Source organism: Arthrobacter ulcerisalmonis (assembly GCF_900609065.1).
GTDB classification, from domain to species: Bacteria; Actinomycetota; Actinomycetes; order Actinomycetales; family Micrococcaceae; genus Arthrobacter; species Arthrobacter ulcerisalmonis.
The window spans coordinates 199,335-219,612 of sequence record NZ_UXAU01000038.1; the positions used below are offsets into that span (position 1 = coordinate 199,335).

Genomic DNA, 20,278 nt, shown 5'->3' on the forward strand with positions numbered 1-20,278 from the left:
ACTGACTGATAACTGGAGGGTCATCTTCGCAGCTCACCACCGCGGCAGCCCCACGACTCCCCCGCAACAGGTCCGAGGGCCGCCACACGGCTGACTAAGATTGCAGGCATGACTTCGAATGTGACAGCTGTCAGCTACGGCCCCACAGTAAGCTCCGACGCGCTGGATCTGCTCCGCTCAACGCTCTCTGCTCACGGTGCTGTTGTGGGCGTGGAAGCTGATTCCGGTGACGCGCGTTATCAGGTTCACAGCATCGAGCTGACGGTACCGGAGTCAGGGCTCGCCGATCTTCGCAGCGGCGTGGCGGCTGCTGCCCTGGTCGGGATGGACACGGCCTTGGTGCCGGCCGAGTTGCGCAGCGCAGCCCGGAAGCTGCTGATCATGGACGTCGACTCCACCTTGATCCAGCAGGAAGTCATCGAACTTTTGGCAGCCCATGCGGGCAAGCGCGAGGAAGTCGCGGCCGTGACCGAAGCTGCCATGCGCGGTGAGCTGGATTTCGCCCAGAGCCTGCACGCCAGGGTGGCAGTCCTCGCCGGGCTGCCGTCCGACGTCGTTACCTCCGTCCGCGAGGAGGTGCTGCTCAGTGCCGGGGCGGCGGAGCTGGTGGCGGCTTTCAAAGCAGCCGGGCATGTTGTTGCGGTGGTTTCTGGCGGCTTCAACCAGATCCTCGCCCCGATTGCGGCCGAGCTGGACCTGGATTACTGGCAGGCGAATGAGCTGGAGATCGTGGACGGCAAGCTAACCGGCAAGGTGCTTGGCGCCGTGGTTGACCGGGCCGCCAAGGAAAAATACTTGCGTGAATGGGCCGCCGCGGAGGGCATTGCCATGGAACACACGGTGGCGGTGGGCGATGGCGCCAACGATCTCGACATGCTGGGCGCGGCGGGAATCGGCGTGGCGTTCAATGCCAAGCCTGCGGTCCGGGCTGTTGCTGATTCCGCCATCAACATGCCTTACCTGGACGCCGTCCGGCACATCGCCGGCGTCTAGTTGACAGACAAGAAAGCGCCCGGTCGGTTGCCTGTGAAGGCAACCGACCGGGCGCTTTTTCGCGTGGTGAGCCTAGCTTGCGGACTCTTCGCCGGACTTGCCGAAGTAATCGGCACCGCCGGCGTATTCGGTGTGGCCCGATTCGACGTCGGCGGTTGCCATGCTGGCCACGACCTCGGCGAATTCGGCGACTGAGTAAAGCTTGCCGGCCTCGGCCCGGCGTGCCTCAATGGCGCCGGGGGTGGAACGGTCCAGGAGCGTTGCGGTGACAGTTCCTTCGATCATGTCGCCGGACACCACCACCAGGGTGATGCCCTTGTCTGCGAGGCTGGGGACGAGTTCCCGGAGGGCGTCCTCCCCTGCGCGCTTGCTGCGGGCGACGCCCTCATAGGCGGGCATGGTGGGAACCGAATCGATGAAGTGCGCCTGGTGGCTGGTGACGAACACCACGCGTGAACCCTCGGCCATGACGGGAACAGCGGCGTTCAACATGGCCACCTGGGCGTCCCTGTTGAGCTTCAACGCATAGTCGTCACCCATGCCGGCTTCCATCCCGCCGGAAGCGTTCAATACCAACAGGTCCAGGCGGCCGAAGTTCTCCATGGCAGCGCTGGCCAGGGCGTGAACGCCCTCCTCGCTGGTCAGGTCGGCGCCAATTGCTACGGCGCGGCCGCCTGCAGCCTCGATTCCTGCCACCACCTTGTTGGCCCGCGGTGCCTTCTGGCGGTAGTTGACCACCACTGCGGCTCCCTGCGCTGCCAGAATGGTGGCCACATCGGCTCCGATGCCACGGGAGGATCCAGTGACGATCGCGGTCTTGTTGTCCAGCAGTCCCATGGGGCTCCTTCGTTTGAAACGTAAAAATTGCTTTCGGCCTGCCACCCATCATGCCAGCGGAGGCGGTCGAATCCCTGGTCCAATCTCCTCCATGAAGGCTGGACCACCAGACGTCGGGGCTCAGTGACCCATTCCCAGGCCGCCATCAACGGGGATCACGGCACCAGAAATGTAGGCTGCTTCATCGCTGGCTACCCAGCGCACCACGTTGGCTACCTCTGTCGCTTCTGCGAACCGGCCTGCCGGGATGCTGGACAGGTAATCCTTCTGGGTGGCTTCGGGGAGTTCCGCGGTCATGTCTGTGTTGATGAAGCCGGGTGCCACCACGTTGGCGGTGATGCCGCGTGAGCCAAGCTCGCGGGTGAGGGACCGGGCGATGCCCACCAGGCCGGCTTTGGACGCCGAGTAGTTAATCTGGCCGGGAGCGCCGTAGAGGCCGGAGACCGAAGAAATCAGCACTACCCGGCCCTTGCGTAGTTTGATCATTCCCCGGGAGGCGCGCTTGATGACGCGGAAAGCTCCGGTGAGGTTGGTGTCGATGACGGAGGTGAAGTCTGTTTCGCTCATCCGGAGCAACAAGGTGTCCTTGGTGATGCCGGCGTTGGCGATCAGCACCTCCACGGGGCCGTGGGCGGCTTCAACCTCTTTGAACGCAGCGTCCACGGAGGCCTCGTCGGTAACATCGGCCTGGACGCCCAGGATTCCTTCGGGCAAGTCAGCGGTGCTGCGGTAGGTCACGGCCACTTTGTCCCCGTTGGCCAGGAAGGCTTTGGCAATGGCCAGCCCGATCCCACGGTTTCCGCCGGTGACGAGGACGCTGCGGGGTGCGGGTACTGCTTCAGTCATGGTGGTGAGCTCCAGTTTTCTGCGACTAAATGCGCTGGGGTGTGACGGCTGAATCCGATCCTATCGTCCGGCCCCGCCTGCGTTTGGGCGCAACTGCCGATGGTGCGAGAATTAGGAAGAAGCCTTTGGAGTGTGATCAAACACCGTGACCCTCGAAAATCATGCGGGAGCCGCCAAGCCGGGCCAACCTGATCGGTTTGCGGGCGACGCGGAAGTACACAGCATCACTGGAGCTGGCAGCAGCCATTCCGAGGCGATGCGGCAACGGATGCGCAAGTATGCACTGGCCATGGGTATCAGGATGGTATGCCTGGTCCTTGTTTTCGTGGTGGACGGTTGGTTCAAGATCGTGGTGATTGCCGGCGCCGTGTTCCTCCCCTGGGTTGCCGTCCTGATCGCTAATGGCGGGGACTTGGCGGCCAAGCCCAGTGAACTCCTGATTGACTCGGCACCGCTATCCGAACTGGACAGCCCGGAGCCCCCGCCGGCATATGCCGCTGGTAGTGAAGTTTTCGAAGGCGAGATCCTGTCCGATGACGTGCTGCAGGGCGAAGTGATCGAGGACGACGACACCCCAGACCCGAGGACCACCACGTGAGTATTTTTGACCTGGCAGCAGGATCAGGGTCTCCTGCGTCCGCGCCCGGAGCCATCTGCGCCCGGAAAGCCTGCCGGGCGCAGGCTTCGTGGCAACTCCTCTGGAACAACCCCAAAATTCACACCCCGGAACGGCGCAAAATCTGGCTCGCCTGCCAGGAGCACCGGAGCTGGCTGGAAGACTACCTGCAGACGCGCGGTCTGTGGAAAGACACGATTGAGCTGCCGGCCACCCCGGCACACGGCACCCTGGAGCAGGACTGAATGTACCGTTTTCTCTTTTCCAGCAAGTGGCTGGGATACCTACTGCTCGCTGCCATCTTCGCGACGGCCTGCGTGTTCCTGGGCCGCTGGCAGATGGACCGGCGCGCTGAAACGCTTGCAGAAATCGACCGTGTGGTCACGAACTATTCGGCAACACCCATTCCCTTCTCTGCAGCCAAGGACCAGTTCGCCGCCCTGGATCCCGCCAAAGAGTGGACCCAGGTGGAAGTCACCGGCAGCTATGATCCTGCCGGCGAACGGATTGTCCGGAACCGGCCGCTCAACGGGCAACCGGGGTATGAAGTGGTGGTTCCGTTCCGGCTGACGTCAGGCGAAACAATCGTCATTGATCGCGGTTGGCTGCCCATCGGCAACAACAATCCTGGCAGGCCGGACTCGATCCCTGCCCCACCCACCGGAACCGTGACCGCCGTCGTACGCCTGCAACATGGTGAGCCGGAGCTCCAGCGGGGCGCCCCGGAAGGCCAGCTCGCCTCCATTGACCTGCCCACCTACTCGAGTGAACTCGGCTATCCGCTCATGACGGGCGCCTACGGACAGTTGGCCAGCGAGACCCCGGCCGTTGCCGAGATGCCGTTTCCCTTCCCGAAGCCAGCCACCGAGGAGGGGACACACCTGTCCTACTCGCTGCAGTGGTTCGCGTTCGGCGTCCTGATGTTCATCGGGTTTGGGTATGCGGCCCGGCAGCAGGCCAGGAACGCCGCGATCGACGCCGAGGCGGATGCGGCGGAAGGGCTTCCGGAGGGAACCACCCACGCAGCTGCTGCCGCGTGGCGGCCACGGCCCGCGCCCGTGCGCAAACGGCGGCACCCCACGTCGGAGGACGAGGAAGACGCACTTCTGGACGCGCAGGGCTACTAGGCACAAGCCGCAGGACCCGGCCGCGGCGCGGTCGGTTCCTGCGCGGAACCGCTTAGGCCAGCGTGATCAGGTCCAGGTAATCTTCGTTCCAGTGGTCCTCGATGCCGTCCGGCAGGAGCACAACGCGCTCGGGGTTGAGCGCCTCCACGGCGCCCTCGTCGTGGCTGACCAGCACGACGGCGCCGCTGTAGTTCTTTAGCGCGCCCAGGATTTCGGCGCGGCTGGCGGGGTCCAGGTTGTTGGTGGGTTCGTCCAGGAGCAGCACGTTGGCGCTCGATGCCACGATGGTGGCCAGTGCCAACCGCGTCTTCTCACCGCCGGACAGGACGCCGGCCGGTTTGTCGACGTCGTCGCCGGAGAACAGGAATGAACCCAAGATGCCGCGCACCTCTGCGTCTTTCATGTCCGGAGCTGAGGAGCGCATGTTTTCAAGGACTGACCGGTCCACGTCGAGGGTCTCGTGTTCCTGCGCGTAGTAGCCCACCTTGAGGCCGTGGCCGGGAACCACTTCACCAGTATCGGGCTTGTCCACACCGGCGAGCATCCGCAGCAGGGTGGTTTTGCCGGCACCGTTGAGGCCCAGGATGACCACTTTGGAGCCGCGGTCAATGGCCAGGTCCACGTCGGTGAAGATTTCGAGTGAACCGTAGGACTTGCTCAAGCCTTCGGCGGTGAGTGGGGTGCGGCCACACGGTGAGGGATCCGGGAAGCGCAGCGCTGCCACCCTGTCGTTCTCCCGGACTGCTTCCAACCCGCTCAGCAGCCGCTCGGCACGCTTGGCCATGTTCTGCGCAGCAACGGCCTTGGTGGCCTTGGCGCGCATCTTGTTGGCCTGGTCGAAGAGGACCTGGGCCTTCTTCTCGGCGTTGGCACGTTCGCGCTTGCGGGCGCGCTCGTCGGTTTCGCGCTGGGTGAGGTAGCGCTTCCAGTCCATGTTGTAAAAGTCGATCTGGGCGCGGTTGGCGTCGAGCAGGAAGACTTTGTTGACGGTGGCCTGGAGCAGTTCCGTATCGTGACTGATGACGATCAGGCCACCCTGGTGATTCTTCAGGAAGTCACGCAGCCAGGAGATGGAATCGGCGTCGAGGTGGTTGGTGGGTTCGTCGAGGAGCATGGTCTCGGCGTCCGAGTAAAGGATGCGGGCGAGTTCCACGCGACGGCGCTGGCCACCGGAAAGGGTCTTGAGCGGCTGGTTGAGCAACCGGTCCGGCAGGGCCAGGTTTGAGCAGATCGCTGCGGCTTCGGCTTCGGCAGCGTAGCCGCCGGCGGCAAGGAATTCAGCCTCGAGCCGGTCGTACCGGTTCATCGCCTTGCGAGCCACAGCAGCGTCCTCGCTCGCCATCTCATCCTGCGCCTTGCGAAGCTTACCGACGGCGATGTCCAGGCCGCGGACGGACAGGATCCGGTCGCGTGCCAACTGTTCCATGTCCGGGGTGCGGGGGTCCTGCGGCAGGTAGCCAATCTCACCCGTCCGCGTCACCTTCCCGGCAGCGGGCAGGCCCTCGCCGGCAAGGACGCGGGTGAGGGTGGTTTTGCCGGCACCGTTACGGCCTACCAGCCCGATCTTGTCGCCCTTGTCGATCCGGAAGCTCACCTGGTCCATGAGGAGGCGGGCACCAGCACGCAGTTCAAGATCCTGGACAGTAATCACAGCAGGTAAGGCCTTTCACAACAGGGGAACGCCACGGTCGCAACAACAGATTCAGTGCGGGCGGGCAGAGTGGCCGGAGAACGGCCCTTTCAAGTCTACCGTCCAGGGCTAGACAGGATAACCGGGTTTCAGACCCTGGCGTGGCTCCCGCAAAGGCGGCAACGTGCGGCGACCCGCTCAGAGAAGCCGTATCCTCCTCATAAAGAAAGAGGGGATGTTAGCAATGACACAAACACCAATAGATAATCCGCAGGCGGTCGCAGACGGAGGTTCGCTGGAACTCCTCCGAGTACCGGCCTGGCAGGCCAAGTACAAACTCAGTTCGAATCCGGAAGAGCTTGCACACATGGTTTGTTGTCGGGATCTGGATTGGCGTCGGGCCATTTGTGGATATTACGAAGAGCACCAGTCGATCGTGGACCACGCGCACAACGTCTGCTCGATGTGCGTGGAAACTGCCGAAAGCATGGGAGTAACCATTGGTGACAGACAGTGCCCCATCGAGCAAAGGGCGTGCCCCGATGATGAGGAAGTCGACAAGATCATTGCCGAACGAACGTCCAGGTCCTGATTACGTCGTCGTGGGAGGCGATCCACGAGGGCATGCAGTGGACACCGAGCAGATCCTCGACGGCGGCAACACCAGCGGCGTTGTTGTTCGCGTTGGTTCGACAGTTCGGAAGCCGTGGACGGATGCGAGCGCTACCGTCCAGTCCTTCATGGCTGCAGTCAGGGAGGCCGGCGTCGACGTGCCTGAGGTCTTTGGCCGAGACGAGCAGGGCCGGCAGGTCATCGAATATGTTCCTGGCCAACTAGCCATCGATGCGGATCCACTGACACAGCAGCAACTCGGCCGGATTGGAGCGATGGTAGGGGCGATCCACGATGCGAGCACGGAGTTCGTTCCCGCGCTTGACGCACCCTGGATCACGGCCATTCCCAGTCCTGGCAGCGAGCTCATCTGCCACAACGACTTGGCTCCGTGGAACCTGATCGTTGGTGAACGGATGACGTTTATCGATTGGGATGCAGCTGCCCCTAGCACCCGGTTGTGGGATCTTGCCTACGCCGCCCAGGCGTTCACCCTCTCCAACACCCAGCAGCCTCCTCAGGAGGCCGCCCAGAACCTGGCGGCGTTCGTGGACGGTTACAGGGCCGACGTCGGACTCCGCACTGAACTCCCTGCCGCCATGCATCGTCGGGCTGAGGCGATGCATCACCTGCTGGAATCCTCGCACGCAGTGGGGCAGGAACCGTGGGCCAGTATGTACGCCGACGGACACGGTGACCAGTGGCGGGCAGCAAGCCTGTACGCGGAGCAGCACCAATCCGTCTGGGCCAGTGCCCTCGCTGTGCCCACTGAGTGAAGGGTTGACGCGGCAGTTTCGCAACGCGGCCACAGGCGGGCGCCGAATCTGTGCCTTTCAACCGAGTCCACGCCAAAAGTACTGTCGAAACCCTACAAGAAAGTGCCTTACCGGCGGGCGTAATGTCAGCGATACCTAGACGCAGTACCTTCGCATCCCCTCCGACAGGACCACCCATGAGCACCTCGACCCCCACCAAACAGCTGAACCGGGCGCGCACCCGCTGGAACGCCACAGACCTTGGCCTGATTGCCGTGTTTGCCGCGCTCGTGGCTGCCGCGGCCTTGGCTCCGGCTCTGGCCATCACGGGCATCGGGGTACCTATCACCTTCCAGACCCTCGCGGTGATGCTGACCGGTCTGGTTCTCGGCCCGGCACGGGCATTCGCCGCCGTCGGGCTGTATGTCCTGCTGGGCCTGGCCGGGCTGCCCATCTTCAGCTTGGGCCGCAGTGGACTGAGCGTCCTGGCGGGCCCCTCGGCCGGTTACATCATCGCCTTCCCCATCGCAGCAGCGGTGGTGGGCTGGCTCGCCACCGTGGTGATCCGCCGGACCGTCAAGGCCCGGGCCATCTGGTTCTTCGTGGCCGCGGCGGTGACCAGCGCCGTCGTGATTCACTCCCTGGGTATCGCCGGCATCGCCCTGACCACCAAAGCAACCCTTGGCCAGGCGTTCCTCAGCGATGCCGTGTTCTACCCCGGCGACATCGTGAAGAACATCGTGGCAGCCGGCATTGCCGTTGCCCTGCACCGGGCCTTTCCGGACATCCTGGTCCGCCGCGCCAAGCGCGCAGTCCGCACTACCGCCTAGGCTTCTCACCATGCCCGCCATCTGCTTCGACGCCGCTACTGTTGCCATTCCGGTGGACCATCTGCCAGAACCCAAGGTGCTGCTGGACGCCATCACCTTGGACCTGACGGAACGGCGGGTGGGGGTCATTGGCGCAAACGGGTCCGGTAAGTCCACCCTCCTCCGCCTGATCAACGGCCTGGTGCAACCCAGCGCAGGGATCGTCTCCGTGGCTGGGCTCGACACCAGCCGGGACGTCCGGAAAGTACGTCGCTGCGTAGGGTTTGTTTTCACCGATCCGTTATCCCAACTGGTGATGCCCACCGGCCGGGAAGACGTGGAGCTCTCGCTCCGCCGGACTGCGCGCAACGGGGCTGAACGGGCCCGCTTGGCCGAGGCAGCCCTGAACCGGTTGGGCCTGCTGGCCTTGGCCGACCAAAGCATCTACGAACTGTCCGGCGGAGAGCGGCAGCTCCTCGCGCTGGCGGCCGTGTTGGCCGTCAACCCCTCGGTCCTGGTCCTTGATGAACCCTCCACTTTATTAGACCTGCGGAACCGCGAGCTCCTGCGCCGCACCCTGGCCGGGCTGGACCAGCAGATTGTCATGTCCAGCCACGACCTGGACCTGATGCTCGATATGGACCGGGTGCTGGTGATCGACAACGGCACGGTCGCGTTTGACGGTGAACCAGTCGCAGCAGTCGCCTACTACCGTGCCCTGTCCCTGGCCAGCCTCGACGCGCCGAGGCCCGGTGTGACATGAGGGATCACGGCTTCCTCCTCGCCACCTACGTCCCCGGCACCTCATTGATTCACCGGGCACCGCTGGCCCTGAAATTCCTGTTGGTCTTCGGCTGCGGGATTGCGTCCTTTGTTGTGGCCGACTGGCGCTGGTCTGCCTCCGCCCTGGTGGCCTTGAGCGCCTTGTTCCTGCTGTCCGGGGCCGGCCTGAAACGGCTGTGGCGGGCAGTGCGGGTCCTGGTTCCTGTCCTGCTCCTGATCGGGATTTTCCAGTGGTGGCAGCTGGGCGGCGCCACGGCTGCCCGAATCGTGCTGAACATCCTCACCTGCGTGGTGGCGGCCTCGCTGCTCACGGTCTCCACCCCGGTTCAGCGGCTACTGGACGGCGTGGTGTCGCTGGCGACTCCGCTGCGCCGGTTTGGCGCGGACCCGGAACGCTTCGCCCTCACCATCGGCATCATGCTACGCAGCATTCCGTTCATCGCGGGCACCTTTGCTGACGTCCGGGATTCCGCCAAGGCGCGTGGCCTGGAACGCAATCCGCGTGCCCTGGTCCTGCCCGTATTCATCAGTTCGGTGGCGTACGCCCGGCAGACCGGCGAGGCGCTGGCCGCCCGCGGGTTGGGTGAAGCCGAGGACTGACTAGGCCGCCCGCAGGTCCTCGTACTGCAGCAACGCTGCCGTTCCCATCCCGCCGGCAATGCTGATCATGGCCAGGCTCGGAATCCCGGTGCTCCCCGACCTGCGGGCGCGTGCCAAGAGTCGCGTCACCAGCACCGCCCCCGACGCGCCGTAGGCATGCCCCAGGGCCAGTGCGCCGCCGTCGGTATTGGTGACGTCCTCGCTGAGCCCCACGAGGTCGAGACAGGCCAGGGTCTGCGATGCGAAGGCCTCGTTGAATTCGACCATGCCAATTCCACTGCCAGTCAGTCCTGCGGCCGCGAGGACGTGACGCGCTGCCGAGGCCGCACCGACGCCTAGCAGGGTTGGCTCCATGCCGGCGGTGTCGGTGCCGAGCACCAGCAGACCGTCGGTTGCTCCCAGGTCCCGCGCGCGTTCCAAGGAAGTAATTACGACGGCGGAGGCTGCGTCCGCGTCGAAGCATGAGTTTCCGGCGGTGACGGCTCCGCCCGGGACAAACGCGGCGGGGAACCTCGCCATGACGGCTGGGGTGAGGTTGCGGCGTGGGCCGTCGTCCGCTGCGACCTCACCGGCGGGCGGATGGAGGGGGACGATCTCGCGCTGGAAATGCCCGGCAGCGGCGGCCGCCAAGGCCTTTTTATGGCTGGACAGCGCGAACGTGTCCTGCCGATCCTTGCTGACGGCATACTCGCGCGCCACGTTTTCCGCCGCGATGCCCATGTCTGGATCACCAAAGCTGCCCGGCACAAACTGGGCCCGGGCGAAAAACTCCGGTTCGCCGTCGTCGTTCCGCCGCGCCCTCAGCGGCGCGGTGCTGGTGCTTTCGGCTCCCCCAGCCAGATAAATCGGGCTACCGCCAGCCGCAACCAGGCGCGACGCCAGGACAATGGCGTCCAACCCCGAACCGCACTGGCGATCCACGGTCACGCCTGGCACCGTGACGGGCAGGCCGGCAGTCAGCGCCGCAAGCCGCGCCATGTTTCCACCCGCCCCCACCGCATTCCCCATGATCACGTCCGTGACGTCCTCGGGCGCCACGCCGGTATCCGCGAGCAGCCGAACCAGGACTGGCGCGAGGAGCTCATGGACAGGGACGCCACGGAGCGCGCCCTGGGTACGGCAAACCGGAGTGCGGAGCGCGGCGATGATGACCGGTTGCCGGTCCGGCGGGAGCGCAAGATGGTCAGGAGCCAAGGCTGCGCACCCGCTTGTCGTTGGCTGCGATCCAGTCAAGAAGCAGTCCCCTGCTGACCTTGCCGCGATCGGTGGTGGGCAATTCGGCGAGCAGGTAGTACTGGAGCGGCCGCTTGTCCCGTGGGAGCAGATCCTCCAGGCCAGCCTTGATTTGCGTGGCGGTCAAGGCGCCGTGGGCGGGCACGATTCCGGCCACCACCCGCTGGCCGCGGATGTCGTCCGGCATGCCAGCGGCAATGGCCGAGCCCACTCCGGGAACAGCGGCCAGGGCGAGTTCCACCTCATGCGGGTAAACGTTCTTTCCTGCAGTGAGGATCATGTCGGCCCGCCGGCCCAGGATGTGCAGCTCGCCGTCGTGCAGGAAACCCTGGTCACCCACGGTGTACCAGTCCCCGAACTGGCGGAGGGCCTCGCCGTCATCCCCCCAGAGGTAGCCGTTGCTGACCATGGGGCTGCGGACGCTGATATTGCCGGGGATGCCGTCCGCCAGCGGTTCGCCGGCGTCGTCAATGATTCTGACGTCCACCCCGGGGAACGGTTTGCCGATGCCCGTGCCACCGAGTTCCAGGGGTGCGCTCGCGGGCAGGCCAGTGCCGGAGACGAAGCTGAGCTCGGAGGCGCCGTAGTACTCAAAGATCGTCGCGTTTGGTGCCCAGCGCCGGGCCGCCTGCAAGGTGCGGGCGTCCAGCTTGGATCCGGCGCAGATGATGGTGCGGATGCCTGCAGCGTCCACGCCACCGGCAATACCGCGTTCGCTGAGCATCCGCAGCATGGTGGGGACCAAAACTAGACGGGTCACCCGATCGTAGGTGATGGCCGCGTGCACGTCGCCCACATCGAACGTCGTTAGGGTCTGGAATTCGGCACCGGCGTAGAGGCACTCGGAAAGAGCGTAGAGATTCAGGCTTGCAGCCAGTGGTCCAGGTGCCAGTGTGACGTCGTTGGGTTCCAAGCCGAAGAACTCAATGGACGCGTCGAAGGACGTCTGCCAGGAGCGCCTCGAACGGGTAAAGGCTTTGGGAACTGATGTGGTCCCGGAGGTAAGGCCGATCAGGAAGGTCGAGCCGCCAGGTCCGTCCGTCAACGCATCGTCGGCGCCCGCAGAGCCCGGGACGGCGTCTGCTGCAATGTGTTGGGAGATGGTGGCGCGCAGCCCAGCGGACCAGGCGGGATCCAACACTGCGCATTGCCGCTCCCCTGCGACGGCGGCCGCGTAGTTGAGCACAAAGTCCGCGGAATTCTCCTGACACAGGGCCGTCACCGGACCGGTCGCCGCCAGCCGTGCCGTTGCCCCATCCCGAAGTTCGGACCAGGTCACCCGGACACCACCGATCACCACCGCAGGCTGGTGCGGGCGCTCTGCGGCCCAGCGCTGGATACGGTCGAGGAATGGCACGCCTCAACTTTACTCACGGGCTGGGCGCCTGCCAGCGCCCAGGAGCTATTGTGACCGTATGAGCTTCAATGACAATGCGCGGTTGGACCCATCGCAGGTCCAGGATCGACGGGGTTCCGGCGGCGGAATGGGCCGGGGCGTCAAAGTGGGTGGCGGATTGGGCGGCGGACTCGTGCTGCTCGTCGCCATCCTCCTCGGCGTCAACCCTGATCTCCTGCAGGGGTTGACGGGCGGCACCGATACCCCGCAGGTCCAGTCCCAAGGCACGGCACCGGCCTGCGTGACCGGTGCCGACGCGGATGCGCGCGTTGACTGCCGGATCACCGGCACCGTCAACAGCCTCAACGCCTTCTGGCCCACTTACCTAAAGCAGTATGGGGTGGACTACCCTCGCCCGCAGACAGTGATCTTCTCCTCGTCAACCAACACTGGTTGTGGAGCGGCCACCAGCGACGTTGGACCGTTCTACTGCCCCACGGACACCACCGCCTATTTCGATCCCGGCTTCTTCCAGGAGCTTGTTGACCGGTTCGGCTCTTCCGGTGGCCCGTTGGCGCAGGAATACGTGGTGGCGCACGAATTTGGCCACCACGTCCAGAACATCTTGGGCTACCTGGAACGGGCGCAGCAGGATCCGCAGGGGCCCGAGTCGGGAGCGGTTCGGACGGAACTCCAGGCCGATTGCTACGCGGGTCTCTGGGTCCGCCATGCCACGTCCGTTGCGGATCCCAGCACTGGTCAGCCCTTCCTGGACCCGCTCACGCAGACCGACCTGAACGATGCCTTATCGGCAGCTTCCGCGGTGGGCGATGACCGCATCCAGCAAGCCGCCACGGGCCGCGTCAATCCAGAGGCCTGGACGCATGGCTCCAGCCAACAACGGCAGGCCTGGTTCAGCCGCGGCTACGAGTCCGGCGATATCAACCAGTGCGACACCTTTTCAGCTGCCACCCTCTGACCCAGAGTTAACGACGCCGGCCGGGCACCTTCGCGAAAAGGTGCCCGGCCGGCATCGTAAATCTATGGCGGTGATGACTAGATGTTGAACCCGAGGGCGCGCATCTGGTCCTTGCCGTCGTCGGTGATCCGCTCAGGACCCCACGGCGGCATCCAGACCCAGTTCAGGCGCCACTCGTCGACAACGCCGTCAAGCGACTTGCCAACCTGTTCCTCCAGCACATCCGTGAGGGGGCAGGCAGCGGTGGTAAGGGTCATGTCGATGAGGAGCGCGCCGTCGTCGTCCGAGTATTTCAGCCCGTAGAGCAGGCCGAGGTCCACGATGTTGACACCGAGTTCGGGGTCGATGACGTCCTTGAGTGCCTCTTCGACGTCATCGAGGGCCGTCTGGCCAGGCTTGATTTCGGTCATGGAAGAATCCTACTGCGCGGGAACGGCAGCGATGGCGGCTGCGCCGGCACCCTTGGCGTAGCGGTCATAGCCTTCGTCTTCGAGACGGTCGGCGAGTTCGGGGCCGCCCTGCTCCACAACCTGGCCGTCAACAAAAACGTGAACGTAGTCAGGCTTGATATAGCGCAGGATCCGGGTGTAGTGCGTGATGAGCAGGGTGCCCATATTGCCGCCGGAGTGTGCGCGGTTGACGCCCTCGGAGACGACCTTGAGCGCATCGACGTCGAGGCCTGAGTCGGTCTCGTCAAGGATCGCAAACTTGGGCTTGAAGAGTTCGAGCTGGAGGATCTCCACCCGCTTCTTTTCGCCGCCGGAGAACCCCTCGTTGACGTTGCGCTGGGCGAAGTCGGCGTCGATCCGCAGCTCGGCCATGGCAGCCTTGACGTCCTTGGTCCAGGTCCGCAGCTTGGGAGCTTCGCCGTCAATGGCGGTTTTGGCGGTCCGCAGGAAGTTGGTCATGCTGACGCCGGGAACTTCCACGGGGTACTGCATGGCCAGGAAGACACCGGCGCGGGCGCGTTCGTCAACGCTCATGGCGAGGACGTCTTCGCCGTCCAGCGTGATGGTGCCTCTGGTGACGTTGTAGCGCGGGTGGCCGGCGATGGTGGAGGCTAAGGTGGACTTGCCCGAGCCGTTGGGACCCATGATGGCGTGGGTTTCGCCGGTCCGGATGACCAGGCTGACACCCTTCAGGATTTCCTTGGTGCCCTGCTCCGTCTCAATGCTGACGTGCAGGTCCTTGATCTCAAGAGTAGACATTCTCGTGTTCTCCTCTGCACCGTGCCTCTGGCAGCCGGTGCGGTTTCTGGCTGGAAGTTGGTTCGTAATTCTGGGTGTTAGCTGAATTTTGGCGCATCGGCGCCGTTGAGCACATTGGTGAAATCCACGTAGACCTCACCGGCGCGAATCTCGACGGCAAACACCGGCACGGGATCGTAAGCGGGAAGCTGCAGCGGGGCGCCGGTGCGCAGGTCGAACTGTGAGCCGTGGCCCCAGCATTCGATCGCGCAACCTTCCACCTCACCCTCGGAGAGGGAGATATCCGCGTGCGAGCAGGTGTCCCCGATCGCGTGGATGTCCCCCATCGAATCCTTGACGATGGCTACGGGGTAGTCGTCGATCAGGATCCGGAGGGCCTGCTTGGGCGAAATGTCATCCACTGCGCAGACAAGTTCGCCTTTTAGCTGTTCAGTCATGCCCCGTTGGCCTAGTTTTCCGTCAGCGCGAGTTCGCGCTCAACGGCGTCGGTCAGGCGCTCTTCGATGCTGGGCACCTTGATCTGCTGGATGATCTCGTTGAGGAATCCTCGGACCACCAGGCGGCGGGCCACATTTTCAGGAATTCCCCGAGCCATCAGGTAGAAGAGGTGCTCGTCATCGAGGCGGCCGGTGGCGCTGGCGTGGCCGGCACCCTCGATCAGGCCGGTTTCGATTTCCAGGTTCGGGACCGAGTCGGCGCGGGCGCCTTCGGTGAGCAGCAGGTTGCGGTTGGCCTCGTAGGTGTCGGTGCCTTCAGCTTCCTTGCGGATGAGGACGTCGCCTACCCAGACTGCGTGGGCGTTGCGCCCCTGCAGTGCGCCCTTGTAGAGCACGTTGGACTTGCAGTTGGCCACAGCGTGGTCAACGAACAGGCGCTGTTCAAGGTGCTGGCCGGCGTCGGCGAAGTAGAGGCCGAACAGTTCAGCTTCGCCGCCGGTGGCGGTAAATCGGGCTGACGGCGTGACGCGGACCAGGTCCCCGCCCAGGCTCACCATGACGTGCTTGAGCTTGGCGTCGCGGCCGATCTTGGCCTGCTGCGAGGACGCGTGCACGGCGTCCTCGTTCCATTCCTGCAGCGAGACAACGGTGAGGGAAGCTCCGTCTTCGACGATGATCTCTACGTTCTCGGAAACCACGGCGCTGCCCGAGTGGTTCAGCACCACTACAGACTTGGAGAATTTCTGCGCAACGATGACCACGTGCTGGGCAGCGGGGTCGGTGGAGGCGCCCACGATGTCGACGGTGATTTCCGTATCAGCCTCAAACTCGGCGGGCACGGTGATCACGGTGGCAGCAGCGAAGTTTTCCCACGCGTTGGCGGACACCCGGTCCTCCGGGATACCCGCGGCACCAATCCGTTGGTCATCGCGGCCAACGGTTTCGACGACGACGGCATCCGGACCGGTCACGGTCACGGCCGGTGCCGCGCCAGAGAGGACGTCGCTGTGCAGTCCGCGGAGCCGCTTCAGGGGGGTGAAACGCCAATCTTCCTCCAGCCCGGTGAGCGGTTTGAAGTCCGCCAGGGAGTAGGAGGTGAGCCGGCCGGCGCGTGAGCTGTCCGGGATGCCTTCGCCGCCACCGTGTGAGTGGCTCTTGGCGGAGTCTCCGGCCAGGGGCGCCTTGGAGGCGTTGGCGTTGATGGGTGAGAGGCTTTCGCCTTCCTCGGTGAAGCCGTCGATGAACGGCTGGGCCGAGGGCGCGCCAATGCGCGCCTTTTCAGTAGTGATATCAGTCATCGTTATCCGACGGACCCTTCCATCTGCAATTCGATCAATCGGTTCAGCTCCAGCGCGTATTCCATGGGAAGTTCGCGGGCAATCGGCTCAATGAAGCCGCGCACGATCATGGCCATGGCCTCGTCTTCGCGCATGCCGCGGGACATCAGGTAGAAGAGTTGCTCTTCGCTGACCCGGGAAACGGTGGCTTCGTGCCCCATCACCACGTCATCCTCGCGGATGTCGATGTAGGGGTAGGTGTCGGAGCGGCTGATGGTGTCCACGAGCAGCGCGTCACAGCGCACGGTGTTGGCCGAGTGCTTGGCGCCTTCGCGGACCTGGACCAGGCCACGGTAGGCGGCACGGCCGCCACCGCGGGCTACCGACTTGGAGATGATGGAGCTCTTGGTGTTTGGTGCGATGTGCACCATTTTGGAACCGGTGTCCTGGTGCTGGCCTTCGCCGGCAAACGCGATAGACAGCGTCTCGCCCTTGGCGTGCTCGCCTACCAGGTACACGGCCGGGTACTTCATGGTGACCTTGGAACCGATGTTGCCATCGACCCATTCCATGGTGGCGCCGGCTTCGCAGATGGCGCGCTTGGTCACCAGGTTGTAGACGTTGTTGGACCAGTTCTGGATGGTGGTGTAGCGGACGCGGGCGCCCTTCTTGACCACAATCTCAACCACTGCGGAGTGCAGCGAGTCGGAGGTGTAGATCGGGGCGGTGCAGCCCTCGATGTAGTGAACGTAGGAGTCCTCGTCAGCGATGATCAGGGTCCGTTCGAACTGGCCCATGTTTTCGGTGTTGATCCGAAAGTACGCCTGCAGCGGGATGTCGACGTGGACACCCTTGGGGACGTACACGAATGAGCCACCGGACCAGACGGAGGTGTTCAGGGACGCGAACTTGTTGTCGCCCACCGGAATGATGGTGCCGAAGTATTCCTTGAAGATCTCCGGGTGTTCCTTCAGTGCGGTGTCGGTGTCCAGGAAGATGACGCCCTGCCGCTCGAGGTCCTCACGCAGCTGGTGGTAGACAACCTCGGACTCGTACTGGGCGGCCACGCCGGAGACCAGGCGCTGCTTTTCAGCTTCGGGGATGCCCAGCTTGTCGTACGTGTTCTTGATGTCCTCGGGCAGTTCCTCCCAGCTGGTGGCCTGCTTTTCCGTGGAGCGCACGAAGTACTTGATGTTGTCGAAGTCGATGCCGGAGAGGTCTGCACCCCAGGTGGGCATGGGCTTGCGGTCGAAGTACTTCAGGCCTTTCAAACGAAGATCGAGCATCCACTGGGGTTCGCTCTTCTTCGAGGAAATATCCCGAACAACCTCTTCGCTGAGCCCACGACGGGCGTTGGCTCCGGCGTCGTTCTTGTCCGCCCAGCCGTACTCGTAGTTTCCGATGCCGTGGAGCTCGGGGTTCTTTTCCAGAATCTCCGAGATCACAGTGCTTTCGGCTACCGCTTTCTCTGATAGTTGGTCCGTCATCACGGCCTTCCTTGCTGGTGGTTTGATTGCGTCGTGCAGGTGGTTGCTGCTGGAACTGAGTCGGTTGACTCTGCCGTTGGCAACCTGCCTGTGGGTATGTGGGTGGTGCAGACGTGGCCGCCGCGGGCCAACGTGGACAGCCGGCGGACGTCCACACCCACCAACCGGGAAAAGACTTCGGTCTCCACGTCGCAGAAGACGGGGAACGTGGCAGCCAACTCCTGGATGGGACAGTGGCCCTGGCACAACTGGACACTGGCAAGGGCTGCCGGCAGGGGGGTCTTGGCCGTGATGGTGGCGGCTGAAGCCACGAAGTTGTCCCGGTTCAGGGCTGCGGAGAGGGCGCGGGCGCGGTCTGCGATGTCCGGTCCGGCGCTTTCCACCTCCGGTGCGTAGCGACGTTCCATCTCAGTGAAGCGTTCGACAGCGAATGCCCGCACAGCCTCGCTGCCGGCGGCTTGTTCGAGCTGCTTGAGCGCCTGCGCCGCGATATCAAGGTAGTCGTTGCCGAGGCTTGACTGGCCCTGCGAAGAAAGGACGTAGCGGCGGGCGGGCCTCCCCGCGCCCGCGCCCGACCGGGCAACACGCTTGACCTCGATGACGCCGGCACGTTCCAGGTAATCGAGGTGGCGACGGACGGCCGCAGGGGTGAAGCCAAGCAGCTCGCCGAGTTCCGCGGCGCTGACGGGCCCTTGTTCCAGGACCGCAGCGAGTACCTTATCCCGGGTGCGGTCATCCACGTCGCCGACTGGACCGGAAGCCTGCAGGCTTCGGTCGACAGAGGCTTGATGGCCCCTCGCCCCCTTCGCGGGAACAGTCGCAGCATTACTCACGGAATACACAACACAATAGTGTCGTAATTTAGTCCCAGCTTCCAGTAAGGGCAGGCTGACCTTCAGCTGGCGACGGTGTCCAACGATTCGAAATACTACGTCGCGTAGAATACTCGGGTGCCTTCCTCTCTTTCTCCCGTCCTGGCCATCAACGGCCTCATCAAGGACGTCGGCCCATTACCCAGCTTGGACGGACGCATGTTGCGCGTGGTGAGTGGCGTCACCCTGCAGGCCCATCGAGGCCAAGTGACCGCCTTGCTAGGTGCTAACGGCGCTGGCAAAACCACCACCTTGGAATGCGCGCAGGGCCTGCAGAAGCGAAACGGCGGCACTATCTCCCTCTTGGGCGAAGACCCCGCTACGGCAGGGGCAAGCCTTCGCTCCCGGGTTGGCGTCATGCTCCAGGATGGTGGGCTCCCGCCGTCGGCCCGGCCCATTCCGCTGCTGAACCACGTGGCCCGCCTCTACGCGAACCCATGGCCGGTGGCCGATCTGGTGTCCCGCCTGGGAATCGACAGCTTCAGCCGAACCACCGTTCGCCGGCTCTCCGGTGGACAGAAGCAGCGGCTGGCGCTCGCGGCGGCCCTGCTGGGACGGCCCGAGGTGCTCTTCCTTGATGAACCGAGCGCGGGCCTGGACCCACAGTCCCGGCAACTGGTCTTCGACCTGATCGCCGAGCTCCGGGATTCCGGCATGGGCATCATCTTGACCACGCACCTGATGGACGACGCCCAGCGGCTTGCCGACTACGTTTACATCATCGACGGCGGCCGCAATGTTGCCGAGGGCACCGTCCAGGAACTCCTGCAACGCGAACCAGGCCGCGGCGCCGGAGCCGAACAACTGCGGACCCTGACGTTTGAAACCACTGCAGGCCTGGTGTTCGACGGCGTCCTGCCGCCGGGCGCCGACCTGGTTGAGTCGCGTCCCGGCCACTACAGCCTGACGGGCCAGCTGACCCCAGCGCACCTGGCGGCGTTGACCACCTGGTGGGCTGCGCGCGACCTCATGCCATCCGCGATGACGCTGCAGGCGCGCAGCCTCGAAGACGTCTTCCTGGATATTTCCGGAAAGGACATCCGATGAGCCAGGCCAGTACCGGCGCGCCAGCAGCAGCACCGGGCACACCAGGAACGCATGCAGGCCCGGCGTCCATGCTGCGCCGGGTGCTGATGCAGGGACAATATGAAGCCGTGGTGATGTTGCGGAACGGCGAACAGCTGATTCTCGCGATTGTGTTGCCGCTGCTCGCCCTGGTTGGCCTGACCGTGACGCCATTGCTTGATGGACTGGGCGGTAGCAGGATCGACGCCGCAGTGCCGGGGATCCTTGCCTTGTGTGCCATGTCCACCGCGTTCACCGGCCAAGGCATCGCCACGGGCTTCGACCGGCGCTACGGTGTCCTTCGCTTCCTGTCCACCACGCCGCTGGGCCGCGGCGGGCTGGTGGCTGGAAAGGTCCTCTCGGTCTTGGTGGTGCTGTGCATCCAGGTGGCGGTGGTCACGGTGGTGGCGCTCCTGCTCGGCTGGCACCCGCTGCCAGCCGGCTGGCTGCCGGGCATGGCCCTGCTGGTCCTCGGCGCGGCTGCGTTCACGGCGTTGGGGCTCTTGGTGGCGGGCACCGTCCGGCCCGAAGCCACCTTGGCCATCACCAACCTGCTGTGGATCCTCCTTGGCGCGCTGGGCGGCATCGTCATTCCGGCCGACCGCCTTCCCGCCCTGGCCCAACAGATTGTGCACTTCCTTCCGTCCGGGGCCTTGGGCGAGTCGATGCGCCTCGCCTTCCTCAGCGGCAGCCTGGACGGCGCCGCCACCATCATCTTGCTGCTCTGGACAGTCCTGGCCGGCGCAGCAGCCATCCGCTGGTTCAAATGGAATTGA

Annotated in this window: 23 protein-coding genes; 12 read left to right on the forward strand and 11 right to left on the reverse strand. The window is 64.5% G+C overall.

The features are described 5' to 3' along the window. Window positions 1-108: 108 nt before the first annotated feature. The gene (gene serB / locus PSET11_RS13870) at window positions 109-993 is read left to right on the forward strand and encodes a phosphoserine phosphatase SerB (RefSeq protein WP_124092903.1); all 885 of its coding nucleotides are present in this window, start codon (window positions 109-111) and stop codon (window positions 991-993) included. Window positions 994-1,065: 72 nt separating this feature from the next. Here serB and PSET11_RS13875 read toward each other — a convergent pair whose 3' ends face one another. Together PSET11_RS13875 and fabG are read right to left on the reverse strand one after the other, a co-directional pair. Beyond that, window positions 1,066-1,830, reverse strand: coding sequence for an SDR family oxidoreductase (locus PSET11_RS13875; protein WP_124092904.1), 765 nt, complete (start codon window positions 1,828-1,830; stop codon window positions 1,066-1,068). Between the two features lie 120 nt (window positions 1,831-1,950). Then, window positions 1,951-2,676, reverse strand: coding sequence for a 3-oxoacyl-ACP reductase FabG (gene fabG / locus PSET11_RS13880; protein WP_124092905.1), 726 nt, complete (start codon window positions 2,674-2,676; stop codon window positions 1,951-1,953). 145 nt (window positions 2,677-2,821) lie between these two features. Here fabG and PSET11_RS13885 point away from each other — a divergent pair, with 145 nt between their 5' ends. The 3 genes from PSET11_RS13885 to PSET11_RS13895 are packed head-to-tail and all read left to right on the forward strand — an operon-like array spanning window position 2,822 to window position 4,419. Next, entirely contained in the window at window positions 2,822-3,274 is a 453-nt protein-coding gene (locus PSET11_RS13885; RefSeq protein WP_124092906.1) for a DUF3099 domain-containing protein, read from the forward strand. Then, a complete protein-coding gene (locus tag PSET11_RS13890) occupies window positions 3,271-3,537 on the forward strand; it encodes a hypothetical protein (RefSeq protein ID WP_124092907.1) in 267 nt (88 codons plus the stop codon). Before PSET11_RS13885 ends, PSET11_RS13890 begins: the two co-directional genes overlap by 4 nt. Continuing rightward, entirely contained in the window at window positions 3,538-4,419 is an 882-nt protein-coding gene (locus PSET11_RS13895) for an SURF1 family cytochrome oxidase biogenesis protein (protein WP_124092908.1), read from the forward strand. 52 nt (window positions 4,420-4,471) lie between these two features. Here PSET11_RS13895 and PSET11_RS13900 read toward each other — a convergent pair whose 3' ends face one another. Then, a complete protein-coding gene (locus PSET11_RS13900) occupies window positions 4,472-6,070 on the reverse strand; it encodes an ABC-F family ATP-binding cassette domain-containing protein (protein WP_124092909.1) in 1,599 nt (532 codons plus the stop codon). Window positions 6,071-6,293: 223 nt separating this feature from the next. Here PSET11_RS13900 and PSET11_RS16685 point away from each other — a divergent pair, with 223 nt between their 5' ends. From PSET11_RS16685 to PSET11_RS13920, 5 genes are all read left to right on the forward strand, one after another. Then, the gene (locus PSET11_RS16685) at window positions 6,294-6,641 is read left to right on the forward strand and encodes a hypothetical protein (RefSeq protein ID WP_162604192.1); all 348 of its coding nucleotides are present in this window, start codon (window positions 6,294-6,296) and stop codon (window positions 6,639-6,641) included. A 37-nt stretch (window positions 6,642-6,678) separates the two neighbouring features. Beyond that, window positions 6,679-7,437 carry a phosphotransferase gene (locus tag PSET11_RS13905; RefSeq protein ID WP_238989163.1) on the forward strand — a complete coding sequence of 253 codons (759 nt, stop codon included), beginning with the start codon at window positions 6,679-6,681 and terminating at the stop codon, window positions 7,435-7,437. Between the two features lie 176 nt (window positions 7,438-7,613). Next, window positions 7,614-8,246, forward strand: coding sequence for a biotin transporter BioY (locus tag PSET11_RS13910; RefSeq protein ID WP_124092910.1), 633 nt, complete (start codon window positions 7,614-7,616; stop codon window positions 8,244-8,246). A gap of 10 nt (window positions 8,247-8,256) precedes the next feature. After that, the gene (locus tag PSET11_RS13915; RefSeq protein WP_124092911.1) at window positions 8,257-8,988 is read left to right on the forward strand and encodes an energy-coupling factor ABC transporter ATP-binding protein; all 732 of its coding nucleotides are present in this window, start codon (window positions 8,257-8,259) and stop codon (window positions 8,986-8,988) included. Then, a complete protein-coding gene (locus tag PSET11_RS13920) occupies window positions 8,985-9,608 on the forward strand; it encodes an energy-coupling factor transporter transmembrane component T family protein (protein WP_124092912.1) in 624 nt (207 codons plus the stop codon). The genes PSET11_RS13915 and PSET11_RS13920 overlap by 4 nt, the downstream gene beginning before the upstream one ends. Here PSET11_RS13920 and PSET11_RS13925 read toward each other — a convergent pair whose 3' ends face one another. Both PSET11_RS13925 and PSET11_RS13930 read right to left on the reverse strand, forming a co-directional pair. After that, the gene (locus PSET11_RS13925; protein ID WP_124092913.1) at window positions 9,609-10,802 is read right to left on the reverse strand and encodes a thiolase family protein; all 1,194 of its coding nucleotides are present in this window, start codon (window positions 10,800-10,802) and stop codon (window positions 9,609-9,611) included. It abuts the gene before it with no gap. Further along, entirely contained in the window at window positions 10,792-12,198 is a 1,407-nt protein-coding gene (locus PSET11_RS13930; protein WP_124092914.1) for a class I adenylate-forming enzyme family protein, read from the reverse strand. Before PSET11_RS13930 ends, PSET11_RS13925 begins: the two co-directional genes overlap by 11 nt. A 58-nt stretch (window positions 12,199-12,256) precedes the next feature. Between PSET11_RS13930 and ypfJ the strand changes: the two genes are divergently transcribed. Then, the gene (gene ypfJ / locus PSET11_RS13935) at window positions 12,257-13,156 is read left to right on the forward strand and encodes a KPN_02809 family neutral zinc metallopeptidase (protein WP_124092915.1); all 900 of its coding nucleotides are present in this window, start codon (window positions 12,257-12,259) and stop codon (window positions 13,154-13,156) included. A 77-nt stretch (window positions 13,157-13,233) separates the two neighbouring features. Here ypfJ and PSET11_RS13940 read toward each other — a convergent pair whose 3' ends face one another. The 6 genes from PSET11_RS13940 to PSET11_RS13965 all read right to left on the reverse strand — a co-directional run bounded on the left by PSET11_RS13940 (window position 13,234) and on the right by PSET11_RS13965 (window position 18,407). Beyond that, entirely contained in the window at window positions 13,234-13,566 is a 333-nt protein-coding gene (locus tag PSET11_RS13940; protein WP_124092916.1) for a metal-sulfur cluster assembly factor, read from the reverse strand. 9 nt (window positions 13,567-13,575) lie between these two features. Beyond that, complete coding sequence (sufC, locus tag PSET11_RS13945; protein ID WP_124092917.1) at window positions 13,576-14,364, reverse strand: Fe-S cluster assembly ATPase SufC; 789 nt, start codon at window positions 14,362-14,364, stop codon at window positions 13,576-13,578. A gap of 77 nt (window positions 14,365-14,441) precedes the next feature. Further along, window positions 14,442-14,801: a non-heme iron oxygenase ferredoxin subunit gene (locus PSET11_RS13950; RefSeq protein WP_124092918.1), complete on the reverse strand. Its 360-nt coding sequence runs from the start codon at window positions 14,799-14,801 to the stop codon at window positions 14,442-14,444. Window positions 14,802-14,812: 11 nt separating this feature from the next. Beyond that, the gene (sufD, locus tag PSET11_RS13955) at window positions 14,813-16,099 is read right to left on the reverse strand and encodes a Fe-S cluster assembly protein SufD (protein WP_124092919.1); all 1,287 of its coding nucleotides are present in this window, start codon (window positions 16,097-16,099) and stop codon (window positions 14,813-14,815) included. Window positions 16,100-16,101: 2 nt separating this feature from the next. Continuing rightward, window positions 16,102-17,565, reverse strand: coding sequence for a Fe-S cluster assembly protein SufB (gene sufB, locus PSET11_RS13960; protein WP_124092920.1), 1,464 nt, complete (start codon window positions 17,563-17,565; stop codon window positions 16,102-16,104). Next, window positions 17,565-18,407, reverse strand: coding sequence for a helix-turn-helix transcriptional regulator (locus PSET11_RS13965; protein ID WP_203415981.1), 843 nt, complete (start codon window positions 18,405-18,407; stop codon window positions 17,565-17,567). The genes sufB and PSET11_RS13965 overlap by 1 nt, the downstream gene beginning before the upstream one ends. A 108-nt stretch (window positions 18,408-18,515) precedes the next feature. On the opposite strand from PSET11_RS13965, the gene PSET11_RS13970 reads away from it, so the two are divergent. Continuing rightward, window positions 18,516-19,484 carry an ABC transporter ATP-binding protein gene (locus tag PSET11_RS13970; protein ID WP_124092921.1) on the forward strand — a complete coding sequence of 323 codons (969 nt, stop codon included), beginning with the start codon at window positions 18,516-18,518 and terminating at the stop codon, window positions 19,482-19,484. After that, complete coding sequence (locus PSET11_RS13975) at window positions 19,481-20,278, forward strand: ABC transporter permease (RefSeq protein WP_124092922.1); 798 nt, start codon at window positions 19,481-19,483, stop codon at window positions 20,276-20,278. Before PSET11_RS13970 ends, PSET11_RS13975 begins: the two co-directional genes overlap by 4 nt.

What these genes read in the sequence shown, in the direction of transcription:
- PSET11_RS13915 (WP_124092911.1), top strand. Translation starts at nt 8,257, where the DNA reads ATGCCCGCCATCTGCTTCGACGCCGCTACTGTTGCCATTCCGGTGGAC.
- ypfJ (WP_124092915.1), top strand. Translation starts at nt 12,257, where the DNA reads ATGAGCTTCAATGACAATGCGCGGTTGGACCCATCGCAGGTCCAGGAT.
- PSET11_RS13875 (WP_124092904.1), bottom strand. Translation starts at nt 1,830, where the DNA reads ATGGGACTGCTGGACAACAAGACCGCGATCGTCACTGGATCCTCCCGT.
- sufC (WP_124092917.1), bottom strand. Translation starts at nt 14,364, where the DNA reads ATGTCTACTCTTGAGATCAAGGACCTGCACGTCAGCATTGAGACGGAG.
- PSET11_RS13950 (WP_124092918.1), bottom strand. Translation starts at nt 14,801, where the DNA reads ATGACTGAACAGCTAAAAGGCGAACTTGTCTGCGCAGTGGATGACATT.
- PSET11_RS16685 (WP_162604192.1), top strand. Translation starts at nt 6,294, where the DNA reads ATGACACAAACACCAATAGATAATCCGCAGGCGGTCGCAGACGGAGGT.
- PSET11_RS13975 (WP_124092922.1), top strand. Translation starts at nt 19,481, where the DNA reads ATGAGCCAGGCCAGTACCGGCGCGCCAGCAGCAGCACCGGGCACACCA.
- PSET11_RS13920 (WP_124092912.1), top strand. Translation starts at nt 8,985, where the DNA reads ATGAGGGATCACGGCTTCCTCCTCGCCACCTACGTCCCCGGCACCTCA.
- fabG (WP_124092905.1), bottom strand. Translation starts at nt 2,676, where the DNA reads ATGACTGAAGCAGTACCCGCACCCCGCAGCGTCCTCGTCACCGGCGGA.
- PSET11_RS13910 (WP_124092910.1), top strand. Translation starts at nt 7,614, where the DNA reads ATGAGCACCTCGACCCCCACCAAACAGCTGAACCGGGCGCGCACCCGC.
- serB (WP_124092903.1), top strand. Translation starts at nt 109, where the DNA reads ATGACTTCGAATGTGACAGCTGTCAGCTACGGCCCCACAGTAAGCTCC.
- sufB (WP_124092920.1), bottom strand. Translation starts at nt 17,565, where the DNA reads ATGACGGACCAACTATCAGAGAAAGCGGTAGCCGAAAGCACTGTGATC.
- PSET11_RS13940 (WP_124092916.1), bottom strand. Translation starts at nt 13,566, where the DNA reads ATGACCGAAATCAAGCCTGGCCAGACGGCCCTCGATGACGTCGAAGAG.
- PSET11_RS13895 (WP_124092908.1), top strand. Translation starts at nt 3,538, where the DNA reads ATGTACCGTTTTCTCTTTTCCAGCAAGTGGCTGGGATACCTACTGCTC.
- sufD (WP_124092919.1), bottom strand. Translation starts at nt 16,099, where the DNA reads ATGACTGATATCACTACTGAAAAGGCGCGCATTGGCGCGCCCTCGGCC.